The 15,396-nt window shown below is 74.1% G+C and carries 13 protein-coding genes; 8 read left to right on the top strand and 5 right to left on the bottom strand.

Translation table 11 applies throughout. From position 1 onward, the window contains the following. Window positions 1–17: 17 nt before the first annotated feature. Window positions 18–1,226: a cytochrome P450 gene (locus tag AB0O07_RS05500; protein ID WP_365627178.1), complete on the top strand. Its 1,209-nt coding sequence runs from the start codon at window positions 18–20 to the stop codon at window positions 1,224–1,226. Between the two features lie 9 nt (window positions 1,227–1,235). Next, complete coding sequence (locus AB0O07_RS05495) at window positions 1,236–2,348, top strand: type III polyketide synthase (RefSeq protein ID WP_365627175.1); 1,113 nt, start codon at window positions 1,236–1,238, stop codon at window positions 2,346–2,348. A 190-nt stretch (window positions 2,349–2,538) separates the two neighbouring features. Here AB0O07_RS05495 and AB0O07_RS05490 read toward each other — a convergent pair whose 3' ends face one another. The 3 genes from AB0O07_RS05490 to AB0O07_RS05480 form a co-directional block, all read right to left on the bottom strand. Then, on the bottom strand, window positions 2,539–2,940 hold the full coding sequence (locus AB0O07_RS05490; protein ID WP_365627173.1) for a DUF6221 family protein: 402 nt from the start codon (window positions 2,938–2,940) through the stop codon (window positions 2,539–2,541). 149 nt (window positions 2,941–3,089) lie between these two features. After that, a complete protein-coding gene (locus AB0O07_RS05485; RefSeq protein WP_365627170.1) occupies window positions 3,090–3,674 on the bottom strand; it encodes an isochorismatase family protein in 585 nt (194 codons plus the stop codon). Between the two features lie 197 nt (window positions 3,675–3,871). Continuing rightward, entirely contained in the window at window positions 3,872–5,296 is a 1,425-nt protein-coding gene (locus AB0O07_RS05480) for an MFS transporter (RefSeq protein ID WP_365627167.1), read from the bottom strand. Window positions 5,297–5,811: 515 nt separating this feature from the next. On the opposite strand from AB0O07_RS05480, the gene AB0O07_RS05475 reads away from it, so the two are divergent. Beyond that, window positions 5,812–6,807: an LAETG motif-containing sortase-dependent surface protein gene (locus tag AB0O07_RS05475; RefSeq protein ID WP_365627164.1), complete on the top strand. Its 996-nt coding sequence runs from the start codon at window positions 5,812–5,814 to the stop codon at window positions 6,805–6,807. 147 nt (window positions 6,808–6,954) lie between these two features. Here the strand turns inward: AB0O07_RS05475 and AB0O07_RS05470 are convergent, their stop codons facing one another. After that, on the bottom strand, window positions 6,955–8,040 hold the full coding sequence (locus AB0O07_RS05470) for a LacI family DNA-binding transcriptional regulator (RefSeq protein WP_365627161.1): 1,086 nt from the start codon (window positions 8,038–8,040) through the stop codon (window positions 6,955–6,957). 262 nt (window positions 8,041–8,302) lie between these two features. Here AB0O07_RS05470 and AB0O07_RS05465 point away from each other — a divergent pair, with 262 nt between their 5' ends. From AB0O07_RS05465 to AB0O07_RS05455, 3 genes are all read left to right on the top strand, one after another. Then, entirely contained in the window at window positions 8,303–9,088 is a 786-nt protein-coding gene (locus tag AB0O07_RS05465; RefSeq protein WP_365627159.1) for a TIM barrel protein, read from the top strand. Window positions 9,089–9,211: 123 nt separating this feature from the next. Continuing rightward, window positions 9,212–10,285, top strand: coding sequence for a Gfo/Idh/MocA family oxidoreductase (locus tag AB0O07_RS05460; RefSeq protein WP_365627156.1), 1,074 nt, complete (start codon window positions 9,212–9,214; stop codon window positions 10,283–10,285). A gap of 188 nt (window positions 10,286–10,473) precedes the next feature. Next, window positions 10,474–12,057 carry an SDR family oxidoreductase gene (locus AB0O07_RS05455; RefSeq protein ID WP_365628035.1) on the top strand — a complete coding sequence of 528 codons (1,584 nt, stop codon included), beginning with the start codon at window positions 10,474–10,476 and terminating at the stop codon, window positions 12,055–12,057. 180 nt (window positions 12,058–12,237) lie between these two features. Here AB0O07_RS05455 and AB0O07_RS05450 read toward each other — a convergent pair whose 3' ends face one another. Further along, the gene (locus AB0O07_RS05450; RefSeq protein WP_365627154.1) at window positions 12,238–12,795 is read right to left on the bottom strand and encodes a TetR family transcriptional regulator; all 558 of its coding nucleotides are present in this window, start codon (window positions 12,793–12,795) and stop codon (window positions 12,238–12,240) included. Between the two features lie 113 nt (window positions 12,796–12,908). Between AB0O07_RS05450 and AB0O07_RS05445 the strand changes: the two genes are divergently transcribed. After that, complete coding sequence (locus AB0O07_RS05445) at window positions 12,909–13,664, top strand: dienelactone hydrolase family protein (protein WP_365627151.1); 756 nt, start codon at window positions 12,909–12,911, stop codon at window positions 13,662–13,664. 168 nt (window positions 13,665–13,832) lie between these two features. Beyond that, window positions 13,833–15,266 carry a deoxyribodipyrimidine photo-lyase gene (locus AB0O07_RS05440; RefSeq protein ID WP_365627148.1) on the top strand — a complete coding sequence of 478 codons (1,434 nt, stop codon included), beginning with the start codon at window positions 13,833–13,835 and terminating at the stop codon, window positions 15,264–15,266. Window positions 15,267–15,396: the final 130 nt, after the last annotated feature.

The following is a 15,396-nucleotide window of genomic DNA, read 5'->3' as shown; positions in this document are numbered from 1 at the left end:
CTGAGGAAGTGCCCACCATGACTCCACCCGATGCCGTACGGACCTGCCCGGTCCGGCACGACAACGCCCTGGAACCGGATCCGTTCCTCTCCCGGATGCGGACCGAGGCCCCGGTCACCCGGGTCCGTATGCCCTATGGGGAGGGCGACTGCTGGCTGGTGACCCGGTACGCGGATGTCCAGACCGTCACCTCGGACCGGCGGTTCAGCCGGGCCGCGCTGATCGGCACCGACTTCCCCCGGATCACCCCGGCCCCCATCGCCCAGTCCGAGGCGATCAACCTCATGGACCCGCCCACCCTCAACCGGGTCCGCAAACTGATCCTCAAGGCGTTCACCACCCGCAAGGTCGAGGAGGTGCGCCCCTGGACCCGGCGGACGGTGGACGGGCTTCTCGACGCGATGGCCGAGCGCGGGCGCCCCGGCGACATCGTCGCCGACCTCGCCGACCGGCTGCCGCTGATGTCCATCTGCGAACTGCTCGCCATACCCGGCGACGACCGGCTCCGGCTCCGCGGCTGGGCCATGACGATGATGTCCATGAACGCCGCCGACCGCGCATCCGCCGTCGCGGCGAAGGCCTCGCTGCGGGCGTACTTCACCGAGCTGACGGCCGAGCGCCGGCGCGCCCCGGGGGACGACCTCATCAGCGCGCTGGCCACCGCCCGGGTCGGCGACGAGATGCTGGAAGAGGCCGAACTCGCCGTGCTGGCGATGCTGTTGCTCGTCACCGGCCACGACACCACCACGTACGAGATCAGCAACATCGTCTTCACGCTGCTCACCCGCCCGGCGCATCTGGAGCGGTTGCGCGCCGACCCCGCGCTGCTCCCCCGGGCCGTCGAGGAGCTGCTGCGGCACATCCCCTTCCGCCAGGGCGTCGGTATCCCCCGGGTGGCGCTGGAGGACGTCGACTTCGACGGCGTGACCATCAGGGCGGGCGATGTCGTCCATGTCTCGTATCTGACCGCCAACCGGGACGACGAGGTCTTCGACCGCCCCGACGAGCTGGACTTCGGACGGGAGGACCCGGCGGGACATATGACCTTCGGGTACGGCAGCCACCACTGCCTCGGCTCCCATCTCGCCCGGATGACGCTCCAGGTCGCCGTGGGCACCCTGATCGCCCGCTTCCCCGGGCTGCGGCTGGCCGTGCCCGAGCACGAGGTGCGGTGGAACACCGAATCCATCTGGCGCTACCCGCGGGCGCTCCCGGTCACCTGGTGAGGAACTGACATGGCCACTCTGTGCAGACCCGCGGTCGCCGTGCCCGAGCACGTGATCACCCGGGAACAGACCCTGGAGCTGGCGCGCACCCTGCACGCCGGACACCCGCAACTCCCCCTGGCCCTGCGGCTGATCGGCAATACGGGGGTGCGCACCCGGCATCTCGTCCAGCCGATCGAGGAGACGCTCGCCCACCCCGGCTTCACCCGGCGCAACGCGCGCTACGAGTCCGAGGCCAAGGCGCGGCTCCCCGAGGTCATCCACCGGGCGCTGGGATACGCGGAGTTGACGCCCGCCGACATCGACATGATCGTGTACGTCTCGTGCACGGGGTTCATGATGCCGTCGATGACCGCGTGGCTCATCAACACCATGGGGTTCAGAACCGCCACCCGCCAACTGCCCATCGCCCAGCTCGGCTGCGCGGCCGGCGGCACCGCGATCAACCGCGCGCACGACTTCTGTCTCGCCTATCCGCAGGGGAACGTCCTCATCGTCTCCTGCGAGTTCTGCTCCCTCTGCTACCAGCCGGACGACCTGGGCGTCGGCAACCTGCTCTCCAACGGGCTCTTCGGGGACGCGGTCGCCTCGGCCGTGGTACGCGGGGAGGGCGGGGCGGGGGTACGGCTGGAACGGAACGGCTCGCATCTGGTGCCCGGCACCGAGGAGTGGATCTCGTACGACGTACGGGACACCGGCTTCCACTTCATGCTCGACAAGCGGGTCCCCGGCACCATGTCCATGCTCGCCCCCGCCATGCGGGACATGGCGGAGCCGTTCGGCTGGGACGTCTCCGACCTGGACTTCTACATCGTCCACGCGGGCGGGCCGAGGATCCTGGACGATCTCAGCAAATATCTGATGCTGCCGTCGGAGACCTTCCGCCACAGCAGGGCCACCCTCGCCGAGCGCGGGAACATCGCCAGCGCGGTCATCTTCGACGCGCTGGACCGGCTCTTCGAGGACGGCGGCGCCGCGCGCGGCGCGCGCGGGGTGATCGCGGGGTTCGGGCCCGGGATCACGGCGGAGATCTCCCTGGGCCACTGGACCGGCCCGACCCGGTCCCACGCCCCGCTCCCGCACCACTGCAACGGCGTCTCCAGGGCCGCGACGGTGCTGTAGGCGCGGACGAGGGCGCCACGGTGCTCGTGGGCGCCACGGTGCCTGTGGGCGCCACGGTGCCTGCGGGCGCCACGGTGCCTGTGGGGCTTCACGGTTCCTGTGGGCGCGACCGTACGGCGGCAAGGTGTCCCGCAGTCCAGGTCTCCCGCCCCGCCGGCGGGAGACCTGGGCGCGGGTCAACCGCCCCTGGTCAGTGGGAGAACCGGGGCAGCCACTTCACCTGGTACTCGGCGTGATGGGCGTGTTCCGCGGCCATCTGACGGACGACGAAACCCAGCCCCACCGCCCGCCCGGAGGCGAAGCCGTCCCCGGGGCGGTCCACGTCCAGGGCCGCGACCTCCGCGTACTCGTCGAGGAGCACCCGGCTGGTCTCGATCCGGCGCAGGGTGTACGCCGGGTCCTGCCGGGCGATATGGCGGTCGTAACCCCGGGTGCGCAGGGCGAACGCGATGCTGCCGCCCCGGTCGTGGATCTCCCCGGGCTGCTCCGGCGGGCACCGCCAGGTGTCACCACCGGCCTCGCGCGCGAGCGCCTCCTCCTCGTCGAGGCGGGCCCGCACGAAGGCCATCAGCGCGGCATTGTGGTCTGTCATCTGCTTCCGGTCCTTCTGGCCATGACGGATCCACGCGGGCACCGCCCGCGCCGGATCCGTTCCGTCTACCCGCACGAGCATGCCGCACGCGGCACACCGGCCGCCGCACCGACCAGGCACCGGACACCGGGCAGGGACCGGGCGGTCCGTCAGGGGCGGGTCCTCGCCAGCAGTTCGATGATCTCGGCGGCGGTGCCGCGCTCGCCGAGGCGGGGGAAGATCCGCTCGACGCTGTTGCGGTGGGCCTCCGCGTCGAGGTCCGTCATGGCGTCGGTGGCCAGGGTGACGTGGTAGTCGTGCTCGTGGGCGGCGCGGGCGGTGGACTCCACACCGATGCTGGTGGCGACCCCGGTCACCACGATCTGGGTGATGCCCCGGCGGCGCAGGAGGAGATCGAGGTCAGTGCCGTGGAAGGCGCCCCAGGTGCGCTTGGTGACGGTGATGTCCTCGGGGTGGCCGGCCAGTTCGGGGACGACCTGGTCCCACCCCTCCGGACGGGCGCGGGAGGCCGACGGGGTCTCGTTACGGCCCGGGGTGGCGTCCCAGCCGTCGGGCGCGCCGGTCACCCGGACCAGAAAGACCGGGGCGCCGTGGGCGCGGAAGGCGTCGGCCAGTTCCGCCGTACGGGTGATCACCTCGGGGACGGGGTACGGGGCGGTCGGCGCGTGGCGGAGGCCGTTCTGGAGGTCGATGACGACGAGGGCGGTACCCGCGTCCAGGGTGGTGAGTGCCATGGTCGAGTCCTGTTCTGTGCTTCTGCTCTGCGCTTCTGCTCTGGGCTTCTGCTCTGGGCTTCTGTACTGGGCTGAGGCGCTGGGCCGGGTTGTCGGGCTGGACTGGGTTGTCGGGCTGGACTGGGTTGTCGGGCTGGACTGGGTTGCTGGGCTTCGTGCTCTTCTGTGGGGCGGCGGTCGGGTCCGTGGGGTGCCGGTCAGGCGGGCGGCTCCGGGGCGGCGACGCGACGGAGCGAACGGTCCGGCGGGATGGTCATCAGGAGGAGCAGGGCGACCACCAGCATGCCCACGGCCAGGTGGTGCAGGCCCGCCGTGTCGGCGCGGTGCGGGAAGACCGCGGCGCCGGCGGCCGCGGCGACGATCGCGCCGAGGTAGGTGAAGGTGCGCAGCAGCCCCGCCGAGGAGCCGATGCGGGCGGGTTCCGCCTGGTGGTAGACGGCGTTCTGGAGGGCGAGACTGGTGAGCCCCTGAGGGACGCCGACGAGCAGGGAGACCGCGACCAGCAGCCAGACCGGGCTCCCCGCGCCGAGCGTGAACAGCAGCGCGCAGGCGACGGCCTGCACGGCGGCGCCGACGAGGAGTTTGCCCCGTATCCCGGGGCGCCGCCCGGTGGCCGCCGAGACCCCGATCGCCGTGAGGAAGAGCGGCAGCAGGATCAGCCCGGCCTGGGATGCGGAGAGCCCCCGGCCCTGCTCCAGCCACTGGGTGTAGCCGTACAGGAAGCAGTAGCTGATGGTCGTCGCCAGCACGGTACGGCCGTACGTGGCGAGCAGCGGCAGATTGCCCCCGAGCACCCTGAGGTCGAGGAAGGGCTCCGGGGTACGCAGCTCCCTCGCCGTCAGCGCGGTCGCGGCGACGGCCGCGAGGAGGGGCAGGTACCAGTGGGCGGCCCTGAGGTCCATCAGGAAGAGCAGCAGGGTGACGAGGGCCGCGGCGAAGAGCGCCATCCCGGCGGGGTCGAGCCGCCGCGCCCCGGAGGCGGGCCCGGACGAGGACGGGGGCCCGGACATGCGGGGCGCCTTCGGGAGGCGGAGGGCCCCGAGGACCAGGCAGGCGGCGGCCAGCGGAATGTTGACGGCGAAGGTGGTACGCCAGCCGCCGAGGCCGATCAGGAGCCCGCCCAGCGTGGGGCCGACGGCCGCGGTGGTCTGGCCGGCGACGGCGAGGACGGTCAGCACCCCGGCCGGACGGTCCTGCCCGGTCCGGATGGCCTCGCCGCGCAGCAGATGCATCGCGGCGGGGTACCCGGCGCAGGTCCCGAAGCCGAGCAGGACCCGCGCGGCGATCAGCACGCCCAGATCCGGGGCGAGCGTACCGAGAACGCCCGCGACCCCCGCGAGGCCGGTTCCGGCGAGGTAGAGCCTGCGCGGGCCGTACAGGTCGACCAGGCGCCCGACGACCGGCTGGCCGACCGCCGTGGCGAGGTAGAGCGCGGAGACCAGCCAGGCGGTACGGGCGGGCGGCGCCCCGAACGCCACCCCGATCGGCACCAGCGACACCGCGATGATCGACGAGTTGACGGGATTGAGCACGGCGCCCAGGACCATCGGGGCGATCAGCCGCCGGTCGAAGCCTCCGTCCGGGGCGGGGCGCGGCCGGACGTGCCGGGTTGTCTCCGTCATGCTCCCCACGGTAATTCCATCAGTCCAAACTGTCCAGTTTGATCTGATGATCTGGCCACGCCACCCCGGCCGGATCGTTGGCCGGACTTCACCGCAACCATCACGCCGGCATCACGCCACCGCCCCCGTACCGCACCCTCCGCCCCCACCGCCACACCGCACCCCGTCACCTCCCCCACCTCGCCACACCGCCGCTGACCAGGCACGATGACGGAATAGTGGGTTCCGTTCCGGTCGGGGGTACGGCGGTGGCACGGCGCCCGGATGCTCCGGCCGCGACCCTGACGGAAGGTCATATTCCGGCCGTTGCCGCAGGTTGACAGGGGTGTGGCCGTCCCAGCAGCATGCGTGGTGCCACCGAGGCGGCACTGCCCGGTGTGCGACCCACCACTTCAGTCCGGCCCTGTTTCGGGCTGCCCGCTCCCCCGCGCGGCGGCCCCCTCCGTGTGGTGCGCGACGTGCGCGCGGCACGACGGGCGAGGCCGGATCACGCGCGGCACAAGATGGAGAAACGTATGGCCAAATCGAGACGTGTCACCGCGCTGCGCCTGCTCGGCACCGGCGCCGCCGCTCTGGCCCTCACCACGATGGCGGCGGGCTCCGCGTGGGCGACCGACTGCCCGGGCGGCAAGGGCTGGGACAGGGGCAACCACGGCGGTTACAAGCCGGGCAAGGGCGCGGGCACGCCGGTCACCGTCCCCACCACCGACAAGTGCGAGTTCTCGCTCGACGGCCGCGACTGGGTCTCCCAGATCAAGGTCGACGACATCAGCCTCAAGCCGGCCGACGACGGCAAGGTCCACGTCAAGGTGCGCCCCGCCTCGGACGCCACGAACTGCACGGTCTCGCTGGCGTCGTACCGTACCCACGGCCCCACCTGGGAGACCTCCGGTGAGCAGGTCTTCCACGACTTCGACACCGTCGACGTCAAGCGCGGCGGCGAGGACACCCTGGACGTGGCCTTCCCCGACGCGGGGTGCTTCGCGCAGGTGGACCTCTACCGGGGCAAGGCCAAGTACGACGGCCTCAAGGACGCGAAGGACGGCTTCGAACACGGCGACCTGCCGATCGGGCCCAGCCGCGCGGTCATCAAGGACAAGCTGATCGCGGCCTGGAACGGCGGCACGAAGAACTGCACCGCGCAGGAGATCCCGCCGGCGCCGGAGCCGTCCACCGAGGAGTCCACCCCGGCGGAGCCGCCGGCCTCCACGCCCGGTACGGAGACCCCGGAGGAGCCGTCCACGCCCGGCTCGGACACCCCGACGCCCGGGGCGAGCGAGCCCGGCACGGACGAGCCGGCGACGCCCACGCCGAGCGCCTCCGAGCCCACCTCGGACGCCTCCACCCCGTCCAGCGCGCCGAGCGCGGCGACCACCGGGGGCGGCGGCGACCTGGCCGAGACCGGTGGCGGCAATGTCGTCCCGCTCGCCGCGGGCGCGGCCCTGCTGCTCGCCGCGGGCGGCGCGGTCGTGATCGTGACCCGTCGCCGTAAGGGTGTCACGGCCAACTGACCTTGCCCCACGGCTGGTTCACCGGCCCTGGTGTCCTCCGCCACCCCGGTCCACCGGGGCGGCGGAGGACACTGTCGTGTACGGCCCCGGGCGGCCGGGGGCGGTGTCACGTACGGGCCGGGGTCGCGGAGGGCGGGCAGCGATGTGTCACGTACGGTCCCGGGGCGCGGCCGTGGTCGAACGGACGACCAGGCGCGGGGCCACCACGGTCTCCCGGCCGTCCGGAACCGACGCACCGCCCGGAGCCTCCGCACCGCCCGGCGCCTCCGGGCCCCCCGCCTCGGCCTCCAGTCGCCGTACGGCGCGGGCCACCGCCTCCCGGGCCAGGCTCGGCACATCCTGGCCGACGGTGGTGAGGTCGACATGGGCCAGCCGGGCGAGCCGGCTGTCGTCGAAGCCGACGACGGAGACCTCCCCGGGAACCGGCACCCCGGAGCGCAGCAGGGTGTCCAGGACACCGGTGGCGCACTGGTCGTTGAAGGCGAGTACGGCGGTGGGGCGCGCCCCGCCGTCGAGCAGCGCCCGGGTGGCCGCCGCGCCCGCCTCCTCGTTCGGGCCGCCCGGCACCACCCGGGTATGGCCGGCGAGGCCGTGCCGCTTCATGGCGGTGCGGTACCCCCGGCGCCGGTCGGCCGCGCCGGGCGCCCGGCCCCCGTCGACATGGACGATGGCGCGGTGGCCCAGCCCGGCCAGGTGGTCGACGGCCTGCCGGGCGCCCTCGTCGTCGGCGGTCCTGACCACCTCGACGGCCCCGGCGGGCCCCCGGAGCCCCCGGGCCACCGAGACGACCGGCACCTGCTCGGCGAGCTCCGTCAGCCGGGCCGCCGGGAGTTCGGGGCCGAGCAGGATCAACGCCTCGCAGCGGTCGGCCAACAGGGCTTCCAGGGCCTGCTGTTCACTCCGGCTGGGCGCCACGCCGCTCAGCGCGACCTGGTACCCGGCGGACTCGGCGGCACCGTAGACGGCCTCCACCAGATCGGCGTGGAAGGGGTGGCGGAGCCCGAACTGCACCCCGAGCAGCCGGCTGCGGCTGCTGCGCAGCAGCCGCGCCCGGGTGTCGGGCCGGTAGCCGATCTCGCGCGCCGCCGCGAGCACCCGCTCGCGCGTGGCGGCGCCGGCCCCCTTCGCGCCGCGCATCACGACGGAGACCAGCGCCGTGGAGACCCCCGCGCGTGCCGCGACATCGGCGAGGGTGGGCCGCTTGCGCTCCTGGGGCACGGGGTTCGACGGCACGGCCGGCCTCCTCGGTAGACGCGTCCGGGCGGCTCTCCGCCCGGCGGACGATCGTAGACCAGCCGGTACCGGTCGGTACCGGCCCGCCCCGCTCGCTCGCTCACTTGCTTGTTTGCTTGCTTGCTTGCTGACTTGCTTGCTGACACTCGCCCGACTGCAACGTTCTAGTTCTTTCCCGCCCCCCACCCTTGACAGCCGGGGTGGCGGGCTGGCGTACTGCAACCCGCTGGAGAACTAGAACGTTATAGAAGCGAGGCGGCGGATGTACACACTGGCGGTCTGCGCGGAGATGGTCTTCCGGGACCTTCCGGTCGAGGAACGGGTCCTGCGCATCCACGACGCCGGGTTCGAGGCGGAGATCTGGGACTGGAGCCGGCACGACCTGGCCGCGCTGGCCCGTACCCCGGCCGTCATCTCCTCGATGACCGGCTACCTCCGGGGCACCCTGACCGACCCGGAGGGCGCGGCCGAACTCCTGCGTACGGCCGAGGAGTCGGTCCGCGCGGCCGAGCGGATCGGCTGCCGCCGGCTCAATCTGCACGGCACCGGGCTGGACGCCGAGGGGCTGCCGGTCGCGCCGGTCACCGGTGAGGCGCCGGGGCCGCTCTGGCCGGCCGCCGTGCGCACGCTCGACCGGATCGCCGCGCTGGGCGAGAGCGCCGGGGTGGTCTTCACCCTGGAGAACCTCAACACGGCGGTCGACCACCCGGGCGTGCCGTTCGCCCGGGCCGCGGACACGCTGGCCCTGGTCGCCGCGGTGGGCCGGCCGGGGCTGCGGATGAATCTGGACCTGTACCACGCGCAGATCGGCGAGGGGAACCTCATCGAGCTGGTACGGCGCGCGCACGGCCTCGGGCTGATCGGCGAGATCCAGGTCGCGGACGTCCCGGGCCGCCGCGAGCCGGGCACCGGCGAGATCAACTACCCGGCCGTGGCCCGTGCGCTGACGGAGCTCGGGTACGAGGGCACCGTGGCGATGGAGGCGTGGGCCTCCGCCGACAGTGAACTCGCCCTGGAGCGCTTCCGTACGGCGTTCACCCCGGCCTGAGCGCACGACGGCCCGGAACACGACTGGGCACCACGGCCCGGAACACGACCTGGGCACCGCGGCCACGGCCCGGAAACGCCCCCCTTCCGACTCTGTCCCTTCCGACTCCGCACGGAGACCCCCATGACCTCATCGTCCTCGCCCTCCTCCCCCGCGCTCGGCGTCGGCCTGATCGGCGCCGGCCGGATGGGCTCCTTCCATGCCGCGACGCTCGCCCATCGCCTCCCGGGCGTCCGGCTCGCCGCGGTGGCCGACCCGGTGCCCGGCGCGGCGCGGGGCCTCGTGGACCGGCTGGGCGCCCCGGCCGCCGCGTACACCGACATCGCCGCGTTCCTCGCCGACCCGGAGGTCGAGGCCGTGGTCATCGCCACCCCGGCCCGTACCCATGCCGAGCTCGTGGTGGCGGCGGCGGGCGCGGGCAAGGCCGTCTACTGCGAGAAGCCGATGGCCGTCACCCTCGCCGAGGCCGACCGGGCGATCGGCGCCGCCCGCGCGGCGGGGGTGGTCCTCCAGGTGGGCTTCAACCGCCGTTACGACGCCGGGTTCCGCGCCGCCCACGAGAAGATCGTCCGGGGCGACATCGGCACCCCGCATCTGCTGCGCTCGCTCACCCGGGACCCGAAGCTCGCCGACCCCGCGCCGATCCCGCCGTGGACGGTCTTCCTGGAGACCCTGATCCACGACTTCGACACCCTGCGCCATCTCAATCCGGGCGCCACGGTGGTGGAGGTCTTCGCCCTGGCCGACGCCCTGGTCCGGCCGGACTTCAAGGAGCGCGGGCTGCTCGACACCGCGCTGGTCACCCTCCGCTTCGACAACGGCGCCCTCGCCACGGCCGAGGCCAGCTTCCAGGCGGTGTACGGGTACGACGTACGCGGGGAGGTCTTCGGGTCGGCCGGCATGCTCACCATGGGCGAGGTGCGCCGCACGCATCTCACCTCGTACGGCCCCGAGGGCGTCGGCGCGGAGTGTGTCGGCTACGACCAGGACCTGTTCCGGGACGCGTATGTCGCGGAGCTCGCGGACTTCGCCGACAGCGTCCGCACCGGCCGGGCCCCCTCGGTCACCGGGGAGGACGCCCGCGCGGCGCTCGCCATCGCGCTGGCCGCGATCGAGTCCGTACGGACCGGTGGCCCGGTCCGACCGGCCCCGGCGGCGGAGACAGCGGCGGAGACGGCGGCGGGCGGGCACGGGTAACCGCCCCGGAGGCGCGCGGGGCCGGGCGGGACCAGGCTGGGAGGAACCCGCCCGGGGCCGACCGGCCCGAGCCGGTCCCGAGCCGATACGGAGGCGCCATGGACCCCACGGACCCCACAGACCCCAAGGACTCCGAGGACTCCACGGACACGCCGGATCCCGCACACACCACGGATTCCACAGGCCCCATGGATCCCGGAGCGGCCGGGGGCGGGACCAGGGGCGGCGCCGAGGCCGGGGACGGGCTGCGCTGTCTGGTGACGGGGGCGACCGGGTACATCGGGGGCCGGCTCGTTCCTGAGCTGCTGGCGGCGGGGCACACGGTGCGCTGTCTGGTCCGTACCCCCGCGAAGGTGCGGGACCATCCGTGGGCGGGGCGGGTGGAGACCGTCCAGGGGGATGTCACCGACCCGGAGTCGGTCGGCGCGGCCCTGACGGGGATCGACGTCGCCTACTACCTGGTCCACGGGCTGGCGGGCGGCCCGGACTTCGAGGAGACGGACCGGGCGGCGGCCCGGACCTTCGCCGAGCGGGCCCGGGCGGCGGGGGTACGGCGCATCGTCTACCTGGGCGGTCTGACCCCGTACGGCGTACCCGTAAGGGAGCTCTCCCCGCATCTGCGCTCCCGCGCCGAGGTGGGCGGGATCCTCCTCGGCTCCGGTGTGCCGACGACGGCGCTCCGCGCGGCGGTCATCATCGGGTCGGGGTCGGCCTCCTTCGAGATGCTGCGCCATCTCACCGAGCGGCTGCCGGTGATGGTCACACCGAAGTGGGTGTCGACGCGGATCCAGCCCATCGCCGTCCGGGATGTGCTGCGCCTCCTGGTGGGCAGTGCGCGGATGCCCCGGGAGGTGAACCGGGCCTTCGACATCGGCGGCCCGGACGTCGTCACGTACCGCGAGATGATGCGGCGGTACGCGCGGGTCGCCGGGCTGCCGCGACGGCTGATCCTGCCGGTGCCGGTACTGACGCCGGGGCTGTCGAGTCACTGGATCGGCCTCGTCACCCCCGTACCGGCGTCGATCGCCCGGCCGCTCACGGAGTCGCTGCGGTACGAGGTGGTGTGCCGGGAGCACGACATCACGCGGTATGTGCCCGATCCGGCGGGCGGGCCCATCGGCCTCGACGCGGCGCTCGCGCTGGCGCTGCGGAGGGTGCGGGAGGCGCGGGTCGCCACCCGGTGGTCGTCGGCTTCGGTGCCAGGCGCGCCGAGCGATCCGCTGCCGACCGACCCCGACTGGGCCGGCGGCACCCTCTACACGGATGTACGGGAGCGGAACGTGGACGCCCCGGCGCGGGAGCTGTGGCGGGTGGTGGAGGGGATCGGCGGCGAGCACGGCTGGTACTCGTTCCCCGTCGCCTGGGCCGTACGGGGCGGGCTGGACCGGCTGATCGGCGGGGTGGGCCTGCGCCGGGGCCGCCGGGACGCCGCGCGGCTCCGCGTCGGCGACTCGCTGGACTTCTGGCGGGTCGAGGAGATCGAACCGGGCCGGCTGCTGAGACTCCGCGCCGAGATGCGGCTGCCGGGCCCCGCGTGGCTGGAGATGTCCACGGAGCCGAGGCGGGACGGCGGTTCCCGCTACCGCCAGCGGGCGGTGTTCCACCCGCGCGGGCTGCTCGGGCACGCGTACTGGTGGGCGCTCTCCCCGTGCCACGCGGTGGTCTTCGGCGGAATGGCCCGCAACATCGCCCGCGCGGCAGAACGGAAGGCCCCCCGGGAGCCCACCCGCGAGCCCCACCCCACCAGGCCCGGGCCGCCCCCCTCGGAGTGACCGCGGAACCCGTTCGGGCCCCGCACCTGGCCCGGCCTGGCCGGCGTCTTCGGGGTGACCGCGAGATCGGCCCGCCGTGCCACCCCACCGGCCCCACGCCCGCGCCCTCGCGGTGACCGCCGGCCCGGGCCGGCCCGCCCGGAGCCGGATCCGTGCCCCCGGATGGGCGGCGCGCCGGGGTCAGTGCGGGGTGAGCAGGCGTCGTACCGCCTCCTCCGCGACCTGGGCGCAGTGGTCCTCGGAGCGGGGGTCGGGGCCGGAGGCCCGGGCCCAGTAGGTGGCGGTGGCGAGGATCAACTGGAGGAGTTCGCCGGGGTCCCAGGCGGGGTCGACCGTGCCGGCCGCCTGGGCCCGGCGTACGGCCGCGAGCTTCCGCTCGGCGTTCGCGCGGACGCTGCCCGTCCGCAGGGCCCGTTCGCACTCCTCCTCCAGCCGCATCCAGGCCATCATCCGCAGGTCGTCCGGGTGGTGGAAGAAGTGCCGGGTGAGCCGGCCCGCGTAGGCCACGAGGTCGTCGTCCTCGATCCCCACCGCCGTCTGGCTGCGCGCCACCGCGCCCCGGACGGCCTCGTCGAAGAGGCCCCGCTTGTCGCCGAAGTACGCGTAGAGGCGCTCCTTGCTCGCGCCCGCGTTCCGCGCGATCCGGTCGATACGGGCTCCGCCCACGCCGTGGCCGATGAACTCGTCGATGGCCGCCTCAAGGATCCGCTGTCTGGCTTCCGCGCCTGTTCTCCGCATCGGCGAAGCGTACAAGGTACATACAAACAAGTTTGTTTGACTCGGCCCTGCGGGCGGGCGCAGACTGCCTCCTGCCGCTGCTCCCCCGCTCGGCCGACCCCTGAGAGGCCCCCATGACCGGCACCCACGGCTCCTCCGTCGACATCACCACCCCGGACGGAACCGCCGACGCCTATCTCACCCACCCCGACGACGGCGCCCCGCACCCCGCCGTCCTCTTCTACATGGACGGCTTCGGGCTCCGCCCGCATCTGCGCTCCATGGCCGACCGGCTCGCCACCGCCGGATACACCGTCCTGGTGCCCAATGTCTTCTACCGGTACGGCCGTGCGCCCGTGGTGGAGCTCCCCGATTTCATCGACCCCGCCGAACGTCCGGAGATCTTCCAGCGCATCGGCCCCGCCGCGCGCACCCTCACGCCCGAGGGGGCCGTGCGGGACGCGGGCGTCTACCTCGACTGGCTGGCCGCGCACCCGCTGACCACGGGCGGCGCGGCGGGTGTCACGGGGTACTGCATGGGTGCGGGGCTGGCCATGCGCACCGCCGGGGGCCACCCGGAGCGGGTCGCGGCGGCGGCCGGCTTCCACGGGGCGTATCTCGCCACCGACGCCCCGGACAGCCCCCACCTGGTGGCCGGCCGGATCACCGCCGAGCTCTGCTTCGGCCACGCCGACCAGGATCACACCAACCCGGCGGAGCAGATCGACCGGCTCGGCGCGGCGCTCGACGCGGCCGGCGTCCGCTACCGCTCCGAGGTCTACCCGGGGGCCCACCACGGCTTCACCCAGGCCGATACGTCGATGTACAGCGCGGAGGCGACCGAACGTCACTGGGCCGCGCTGCTCGACCTGTTCGGCCGCGCTCTCTGACACCACCTGGGCCCCCGGGACGCCACCCGGTCTCCGGGCGGCTGTCCTTCGGGCGGCCGTACGATCCTCTGCGGGCCCGTGTCCGGGAGGCGCCGGCGGGCGTTGAGCCCCGGGGCCGTGCGGGACCGTACGGGTCCGGCGTCCGAGTCCGAGAGCGGGAGCAGTGCCATGAGCAACGCCATGAGCGGCGCCGGAAGCGTCGCCGTCGTCCTCTTCACCTCCGATCTGCGGCTGCACGACCAGCCGGTGCTGCGCGCCGGGCTCGACGCGGCGGACGCGGTGGTGCCGCTCTTCGTACAGGACAAGGGGGTGGCGGACGCCGGGTTCGCGACGCCCAACCGGCGGGCGTTCCTCGCCGACTGCCTGCGGGACCTGGACGCGGGGCTCCGGGAGCGCGGCGGCCGGCTGGTGGTCAGGTCGGGCGAGGTCGTCGAGGAGGTCTGCCGGGTCGCCGCCGGGGCGGGGGCCCGGGAGGTCTTCGTGGCCGGGGGCGTCAGCGGATACGCGGTGCGCAGGGAGGCGCGGCTCCGTACCGCGCTGGCGGCCCAGGGGTGCGCGCTGCGGGTGTACGACGGGGTGGTGACCGCCGTGGCGCCGGGCGCGGTGGTCCCGGCGGGGCCGGGCAGGGACCACTTCGCGGTCTTCACTCCGTACTTCCGGCGCTGGTCGGCGCTGTCGCTCAGGGAGCCGCTGCGCGCGCCGCGCACCGTATCCGTACCACCGGGGACCGGGTCGGAGCCGCTGCCGTCCCGCGCCGGGATCGGCGGGGTCTCGGCGGGGCTCGCCGAGGGCGGGGAGCGGGCGGCGCGGAGCCGTCTCACGGCGTGGCGGCGTACCGGACTCGCCGGGTACACGGAGGGGCACGACGATCTGGCGGGCGACGCCACCTCGCGGCTCTCGCCCCATCTCCACTTCGGCACCCTCTCCGCCGCCGAAGTGGTGCACCGGGCCAGGGCGGCGGGCGGCCCCGGCGCGGACGCCTTCGTACGGCAGGTGTGCTGGCGGGACTTCCACCACCAGGTCCTGGCGGCGCGCCCGGCGGCGGCGCACGCCGACTACCGGACGCGGCACGACCGGTGGCGTACCGAGGAGACGGCGGCCGAGGAGATCGCGGCGTGGCGGGCCGGGCGTACCGGCTATCCGGTGGTCGACGCGGCGATGCGGCAACTGCGCCACGAGGGGTGGCTGCACAACCGGGGGCGGCTGCTCGCCGCGAGTTTTCTCGCCAAGACCCTGTACGTGGACTGGCGGATCGGGGCGCGGCACTTCCTGGCGCTGCTGGTGGACGGCGATATGGCGGACAATCAGCTCAACTGGCAGTGGGTGGCGGGCACCGGGACGGACAGCCGGCCCAACCGGGTGCTCAACCCGGTGGTCCAGGGGAAGCGGTACGACCCGGAGGGCGTGTATGTGCGCCGCTGGGTGCCGGAGCTGCGGGGCATCGAGGGCGGGGCGGTCCATGAACCGTGGCGGGTACGGGGGCGGAGCCGGGGGCCGGGGCAGGGAGCGGGGCCGGGGGGCGTACGGCTCGACTATCCGGAGCCGCTGGTGGGGCTGCCGGAGGCGCTGGCCCGGTTCCGGGAGGGCCGGGGGCTGGGGTGAGCGGACGGTCCCGGCGGGTCGCCTCCGGGGGCGCCGGGCGGGCGGTTCACGTGGACGGCGGGGAGGCGTGGCCGGAGGCGGCGGGCGGGGCCGTCAGGAGGTGTCCGACGGCCTGCGGAGAGGGGCGGGG

The organism is Streptomyces sp. NPDC093085 (genome assembly GCF_040683935.1).
Classification (GTDB): Bacteria; Actinomycetota; Actinomycetes; order Streptomycetales; family Streptomycetaceae; genus Streptomyces.
This window is presented reverse-complemented; position numbering and strand designations above follow the sequence as displayed.

Coding starts and splice junctions, on each gene's coding strand:
- AB0O07_RS05500 (WP_365627178.1), top strand. CDS start 18: ATGACTCCACCCGATGCCGTACGGACCTGCCCGGTCCGGCACGACAAC.
- AB0O07_RS05495 (WP_365627175.1), top strand. CDS start 1,236: ATGGCCACTCTGTGCAGACCCGCGGTCGCCGTGCCCGAGCACGTGATC.
- AB0O07_RS05490 (WP_365627173.1), bottom strand. CDS start 2,940: ATGACAGACCACAATGCCGCGCTGATGGCCTTCGTGCGGGCCCGCCTC.
- AB0O07_RS05485 (WP_365627170.1), bottom strand. CDS start 3,674: ATGGCACTCACCACCCTGGACGCGGGTACCGCCCTCGTCGTCATCGAC.
- AB0O07_RS05480 (WP_365627167.1), bottom strand. CDS start 5,296: ATGACGGAGACAACCCGGCACGTCCGGCCGCGCCCCGCCCCGGACGGA.
- AB0O07_RS05475 (WP_365627164.1), top strand. CDS start 5,812: ATGGCCAAATCGAGACGTGTCACCGCGCTGCGCCTGCTCGGCACCGGC.
- AB0O07_RS05465 (WP_365627159.1), top strand. CDS start 8,303: ATGTACACACTGGCGGTCTGCGCGGAGATGGTCTTCCGGGACCTTCCG.
- AB0O07_RS05460 (WP_365627156.1), top strand. CDS start 9,212: ATGACCTCATCGTCCTCGCCCTCCTCCCCCGCGCTCGGCGTCGGCCTG.
- AB0O07_RS05455 (WP_365628035.1), top strand. CDS start 10,474: ATGGATCCCGGAGCGGCCGGGGGCGGGACCAGGGGCGGCGCCGAGGCC.
- AB0O07_RS05450 (WP_365627154.1), bottom strand. CDS start 12,795: ATGCGGAGAACAGGCGCGGAAGCCAGACAGCGGATCCTTGAGGCGGCC.
- AB0O07_RS05445 (WP_365627151.1), top strand. CDS start 12,909: ATGACCGGCACCCACGGCTCCTCCGTCGACATCACCACCCCGGACGGA.
- AB0O07_RS05440 (WP_365627148.1), top strand. CDS start 13,833: ATGAGCAACGCCATGAGCGGCGCCGGAAGCGTCGCCGTCGTCCTCTTC.